The organism is Streptomyces sp. NPDC002386 (assembly GCF_053593175.1).
In genome coordinates, this window is sequence record NZ_JBSFBX010000025.1 from 5,737 (window position 1) to 10,629 (window position 4,893).

Consider the following 4,893-nt stretch of genomic DNA (forward strand, 5'->3'; position numbering starts at 1 on the left):
CTGTGGCTGTGGCTGTGGCTGTGGCTGTGGCTGTGGCTGTGGCTGTGGCTGTGGCTGTGGCTGTGGCCCCGTGGCCGCGGCCGGGTGGTCGTGGCCCGGTGGTGTCGTCGTGTCACGGCCGCGGCCGCGGCCACGGCTACGGCTACGGGGGTGCCGTGCTGGTCGCGGGCCTGGTCCTACCGTGTGACGCGGTAGCGGAGGTAGACGATGTTCGAGGGGAAGGTGCGGGTCTCGGCGAGTTCGAGGTCGACCCGGCGTTCGTGTCGGGGGAAGAACGGGGTGCCGCCGCCGACGAGTACGGGGTGGACCACGGTCCGGTATTCGTCGATCAGATCGGCTGCGGCGGCTTCCGCGGCGAGGGTCGCGCCGCCGATCGCGATGTCGCCCTGGCCCGGTTCGGCTCGCAGGCGTTCGATCTCGCGCGCCAGGGTGCCGGAGGCGAGGCGGGCCTGGCCCTGCACCGTCTCCAGCGTGGTGGAGAACACCACCTTGGGAAGCGGCTTCCACAGCGCCGTCCACTCGCGTTCGGCGGCGCCGAGCGTGGGGTCCTGGTCGGCGCTCTCCCAGTACAGCATCGTCTCGTACAGGCGTCGTCCCATCAGGTGGACGCCGACCTCGCGGATCTCCTCGATCCAGAAACGGAAGACGTCCGCGTCGGGGGCCGTCCAGCCGAATTCACCGTCGGGTCCGACGATGTAGCCGTCGAGCGAGACGCCCATCGAATAGGTCACGCTGCGCATCCAAAGTCCTCCTCCGTGACACCGGTTCGACTGTAGGACCGCCTGGCGCCGCGAAACTCATCACGGCTCGCGGCATCCCTCTGGGGGCCGGGCCGTTCCACGAGATCCTTTCCCCGGGAAAACCCTACGTCGCCCCGGGGGGCGGGCTTCGCCGTGAAGGACCGGCTGCCGCGCAGCGAAAAGACAGGGGAATGCGTGGTGTTCGCCGGCCGCGGGAGCAGCTCAGTTCACGATCAGTCGGTAGACCGTCAACTCTTTTCCGCCGACATGGACATGGAAATCCGGGGGTCCGGTGCCGAGGCTGGGAACGGCGTTGTGGACGGTCTTGAGTTCTGCGGCGCTGAGGACGACGGCAGCAGCTTTGATCATTTCGGTGAACGTCTTCTCCGGTATCTGCCGCAGCGCGGCGCCGGAAAGCAGGACCACCGCCTCGCCGGTATGGCTGCGCACGACAGCGGTCGTGGGGGCTCCCTGTACGACAAGCACCTGATACCCCTCTCGGCGTGGCCCCTTTTCGACCCGCTGGATGTGGCACGGCAGGAGGATATTCCCCGCTCTTCCGGTGAGTGTGAGCCGCGGTGCGGACACGGGATTTCGTGGAAGATTCCGCCGAGCTTAGCGGGAGAGCCATGGCCGAGGGGGTCGGACCCGGCGGGCGCGCATGTGCTCGATTTCGGCGCGGCCGCAGCCGTGAGGGCACTGCCGGTGATCGCGGCACGCGGCGACCCAGCCCCGGCCCCGCCGACCGCCACGCCGCCCGCCCCCGCCGACCGGGCCGCACCGCCGACCCGAGCAGCGCCGCCCCCAGCACCGCAGCGGGCGGCGCACACCGGCCCGCGTGCCCCCGCGGTAGCGGCCCGTCCGTCGCGCGATACGCGGCACCGGGCCGCGCTCGCCTGGCGGCACCCGCTCTTGCCTGGCCAGTACCGGCCCGCGCTCGCCGCGGCGTCACGGGGCGGCGTCACGGGGCGGCGCTCGCCTGGCGGCGACGGGTCGGCCGGTGCGCGTCACGCCCCCTGCGCGGGCCGTCGGTTCACGCCGCGACGGCCGGCGTGCGGTGATCCGGGGGAGGGGGAACGTGGCGCGAGGGTGTCATCTGCGGGCGCGCCACGTGCCGTTGTGAGTGTCTTCGCGCAGAGCCCGCGAGCTCGCGGCCGCGTCGATTTCCGCTTGGAGCGCGATCGCGTGGACGATGCTGCCGTTCAGGGTCCGGCGGATGATCGGGTCGGTGATTCTCCAGGCGGTCATGGCCTCGTCCGGGGAAAGCGCTGCCGGGGCCGGTCCCCGCCGCTGCGATTCGGGTCCGCGCTGCTCGGGAATGAGACCGCTCTCCACCAGAACCCTGCGGTGATCGAGGTTGAGGACGGTCGCCCACGTGCTCAATTGCGAGGACAGCGGCAGAGTTTTGCCGTCCAGTGTCCGGCTGACGGTGGTCAGACTCAGACCGGTCACGGCCGCCAGTTGCGCCCGGCCGCCGTGGCGCCGGCGGACGTCGTATCCGGCTGCCGTCGCAGCCTGGGTGAGATACGCGCCGATCCGCTGCGCCTGAGCCTGTCGTAGGGTCCGGCTCTCGTGGGGGGAATCCTTCGCACTCCGCATGGTCGGAGGGTAGCGCGCAGGCATGTTGTCACACGCTGGTTGCACGCGTGCACCTTTGCAGGTCAAAACCTAGATCGGCATTTCTGCAGGCCACATCCCGATTCTCGTATTGGTGTGCGAATCAAAATACCCTTGCGTCACTCATTTCCGGCAACTTGCATATGTTGCACGCGTGTGGGTCAGCCGCACGGCTGCACGTTGCTGAGGGGGTCTATTGACCATGCTTCGCCTCCATATGGCCACACTCCTGCTCAAGGCCAGGGAGCTGGGTGACGAAAGCGTCGCCGACATGGCGCAGCGCACCGGGATCAGCAGGTCGACGCTCCACCGGCTCGCGAGCGGAACGAAACAGCCGAGCCTGGCCACGCTCTGGACGCTGCGGGACGCCTACAGTGTCCGGCTCGACGCGCTCGTCTACGACGACCCGCACACGATGCAGCGCAGCCTTCCGCAGCGCCAGCGGGTGCCCGCCCGGGAGCGGCACCGACTGCGGCACGGGGACGCCGGCCGGTACACGGCCGACTGAACACCGGCCCGGATCCCCAGCCGGCCCGGATCCCCAGTCGGCACGGGGGCCTCGGCCGGCACGGGGGTCTCGGCCGGCACGGGGGTCTCGGCCGGCACGGGGTCTCGGCCGGCACGGGGTCCGTCCGGGGAACCGGCCCCTTCCTCGGCAGGCACGGGGCCCCGGACGGCATGCGGCCGCCCGGGAAACCTGTCCGATCCTCACCGGGCCCGGGGGGCCTCGGACGGCATGCGGCCGTCCGAGGAACCGGCCCGATCCTCACCGTGCATGGGGGGCCTCGGCCGGCGCGTGCGGCCAAGCCGTGTACCGGCCCGGTTCCTTCGTACCCGGGGCCCGCGGGCCCGCCGGGCGGTCCTCGCGACCTCCGCCTCACGTCCTGCCGGCAGCCCACCTCACCTTCTGTCCCAACGACCGGGAGCAATCCTTTGACCACTCAGGCCCACGACGCTGCCGTCGACGGCGGCACCACGGGGGAATTGGCCCTCATCACCCGCGCCCAGCACGGCGACCGCGAGGCGTTCGCCGAGCTGTACCGGATGCACCACGGTGTCATCGCCACCCTCATCGGCCAGCGCGTCAGATCGAACTCCGCGCTGGCCGAGGACCTCACCGCGGACGTCTTCATGAAGGCATGGATCAAGATCAAGACTTTCACCTGGACGGGCACGTCGATCCGCGCCTGGCTGTGCACCATCGCCCGTCACGCGGTCGCCGACCACTTCAAGACCGCCACGTCCCGCAACCTCACCTTCGTCGACCACATCACCCAGGTGGGAGATGCCTGGGCGCCTTCGGTCAGCGACCCAGAAGAAACCGTTCTGTTCTCCCTCGCGCTCGACGACCTGCACCACGCCCTGTCGGAGATCACCCCCCGTCAGCAGGTCGTCATCCGGCTGCGGTTCCTGGGCGAGATGTCCGTCCGCGAGACCGCCCGCACCATGGGCACCACCGACGGCGCCGTCAAAACACTCCAGTGGCGCGCGCTCGACTCCCTCCGCAAGGCCTACCCGGGAGCTGTGGCATGACCATCGCCTACAACAAGGACACCGACCTCGAGCGGGAACTGACCGCGCGGCTCAGCGAACTCGCCCACGCCTTCATCGCCGATCTCAACGCACAGGGCCGCCTGGTGGAAACCGGCGGCGCCGACACCCTCAGACGACTCAGACAACAGCACCCCGCACCGCCCCCCGCGCCCGACGCGGATCCCGGCGACCCGGGAGGCGAGGTCACCGAGATCGAGGCGCACCCCGTACCGGGCGCGCCGGCCCAGTGGGAGGCGGTCACAGCGCCCTGCTCGGGCGAGGACACCCCCGGCCCGCCCGCAACGCCCCGCCCGCTGCGCATCCTCGGCGCGTCCGAGCCGTGCCCCGTGGGCCTGACCATGCCCGACTTCTGCGACGCCCCGGCCCCGGCGCTCGAACCGGCCCTCGTCCACCAGCCGACCGCACCCGGACCGGTCACCGGACAAGGCACCGGTGTCCAGGAGCCGCGCACCACCGACGAGAGCCGGACCCAGCCCCCGGCCCCGGCTCGGCAGGCCGCCGTGCCCGCCCCGGCCTCCGCCCGGCCGACCGTCGCTTCTACCCCGGCCTCCGCCCGGCCGACCGTCGCTTCTACCCCGGCCTCCGCCCGGCCGACCGTCGCTTCTACCCCGGCCTCCGCCCGGCAGACCGCCGCGTCCGCTCTGGCTGCCGCCCGGCGGCCGGTCGCGCTCGGACCGGTCACCGGACAGGACACCGGCGCCCAGGGGCCGCGCACGGCCGACGGCGGCCAGGCCCAGCCTCCGCCCTCCACCCAGCAGGCCGAGGGGCTCGAACCGGCCCCCGTCCAGCAGGCCGAGGGGCTCGAACCGCACTCCGCCCAGCGGGCCGCGGTGCTCGACCCAGTCCCCGCTCCGCAGGCCGCGGTGCTCGACCCAGTCCCCGCTCCGCAGGCCGAGGGGCTCGAACCGCACTCCGCCCAGCGGGCCGCGGTGCTCGACCCAGTCCCCGCTCCGCAGGCCGCGGTGCTCGACCCAGTCCCCGT

6 protein-coding genes and 1 pseudogene are annotated in these 4,893 nt (G+C 71.9%); 4 read left to right on the forward strand and 3 right to left on the reverse strand.

Annotation, left to right across the window (positions count from 1 at the left end):
- A partial coding sequence (locus ACWCPN_RS33460) for a hypothetical protein (protein WP_451214089.1) occupies positions 1-195 on the forward strand: 195 nt, incomplete at its 5' end.
- Here ACWCPN_RS33460 and ACWCPN_RS33465 read toward each other — a convergent pair.
- The 3 genes from ACWCPN_RS33465 to ACWCPN_RS33475 all read right to left on the reverse strand — a co-directional run bounded on the left by ACWCPN_RS33465 (position 177) and on the right by ACWCPN_RS33475 (position 2,339).
- Complete coding sequence (locus tag ACWCPN_RS33465) at positions 177-740, reverse strand: dihydrofolate reductase family protein (RefSeq protein ID WP_451214091.1); 564 nt, start codon at positions 738-740, stop codon at positions 177-179. The two genes, ACWCPN_RS33460 and ACWCPN_RS33465, sit on opposite strands and share 19 nt — an antisense overlap.
- A gap of 222 nt (positions 741-962) precedes the next feature.
- Positions 963-1,190, reverse strand: coding sequence for a hypothetical protein (locus ACWCPN_RS33470; protein ID WP_451214094.1), 228 nt, complete (start codon positions 1,188-1,190; stop codon positions 963-965).
- 642 nt (positions 1,191-1,832) lie between these two features.
- Positions 1,833-2,339 carry a transcriptional regulator gene (locus ACWCPN_RS33475; protein ID WP_451214097.1) on the reverse strand — a complete coding sequence of 169 codons (507 nt, stop codon included), beginning with the start codon at positions 2,337-2,339 and terminating at the stop codon, positions 1,833-1,835.
- A 235-nt stretch (positions 2,340-2,574) separates the two neighbouring features.
- Between ACWCPN_RS33475 and ACWCPN_RS33480 the strand changes: the two genes are divergently transcribed.
- From ACWCPN_RS33480 to ACWCPN_RS33490, 3 genes and pseudogenes are all read left to right on the forward strand, one after another.
- Positions 2,575-2,865 carry a helix-turn-helix domain-containing protein gene (locus ACWCPN_RS33480; RefSeq protein ID WP_451214100.1) on the forward strand — a complete coding sequence of 97 codons (291 nt, stop codon included), beginning with the start codon at positions 2,575-2,577 and terminating at the stop codon, positions 2,863-2,865.
- Between the two features lie 425 nt (positions 2,866-3,290).
- Positions 3,291-3,890, forward strand: coding sequence for an RNA polymerase sigma factor (locus ACWCPN_RS33485; RefSeq protein WP_451214103.1), 600 nt, complete (start codon positions 3,291-3,293; stop codon positions 3,888-3,890).
- Positions 3,887-4,893 (forward strand): annotated as a pseudogene (locus ACWCPN_RS33490) (hypothetical protein); the annotation flags it as partial. The gene ACWCPN_RS33485 and the pseudogene ACWCPN_RS33490, both read left to right, overlap by 4 nt.

Coding starts and splice junctions, on each gene's coding strand:
- ACWCPN_RS33465 (WP_451214091.1), bottom strand. CDS start 740: ATGCGCAGCGTGACCTATTCGATGGGCGTCTCGCTCGACGGCTACATC.
- ACWCPN_RS33475 (WP_451214097.1), bottom strand. CDS start 2,339: ATGCGGAGTGCGAAGGATTCCCCCCACGAGAGCCGGACCCTACGACAG.
- ACWCPN_RS33480 (WP_451214100.1), top strand. CDS start 2,575: ATGGCCACACTCCTGCTCAAGGCCAGGGAGCTGGGTGACGAAAGCGTC.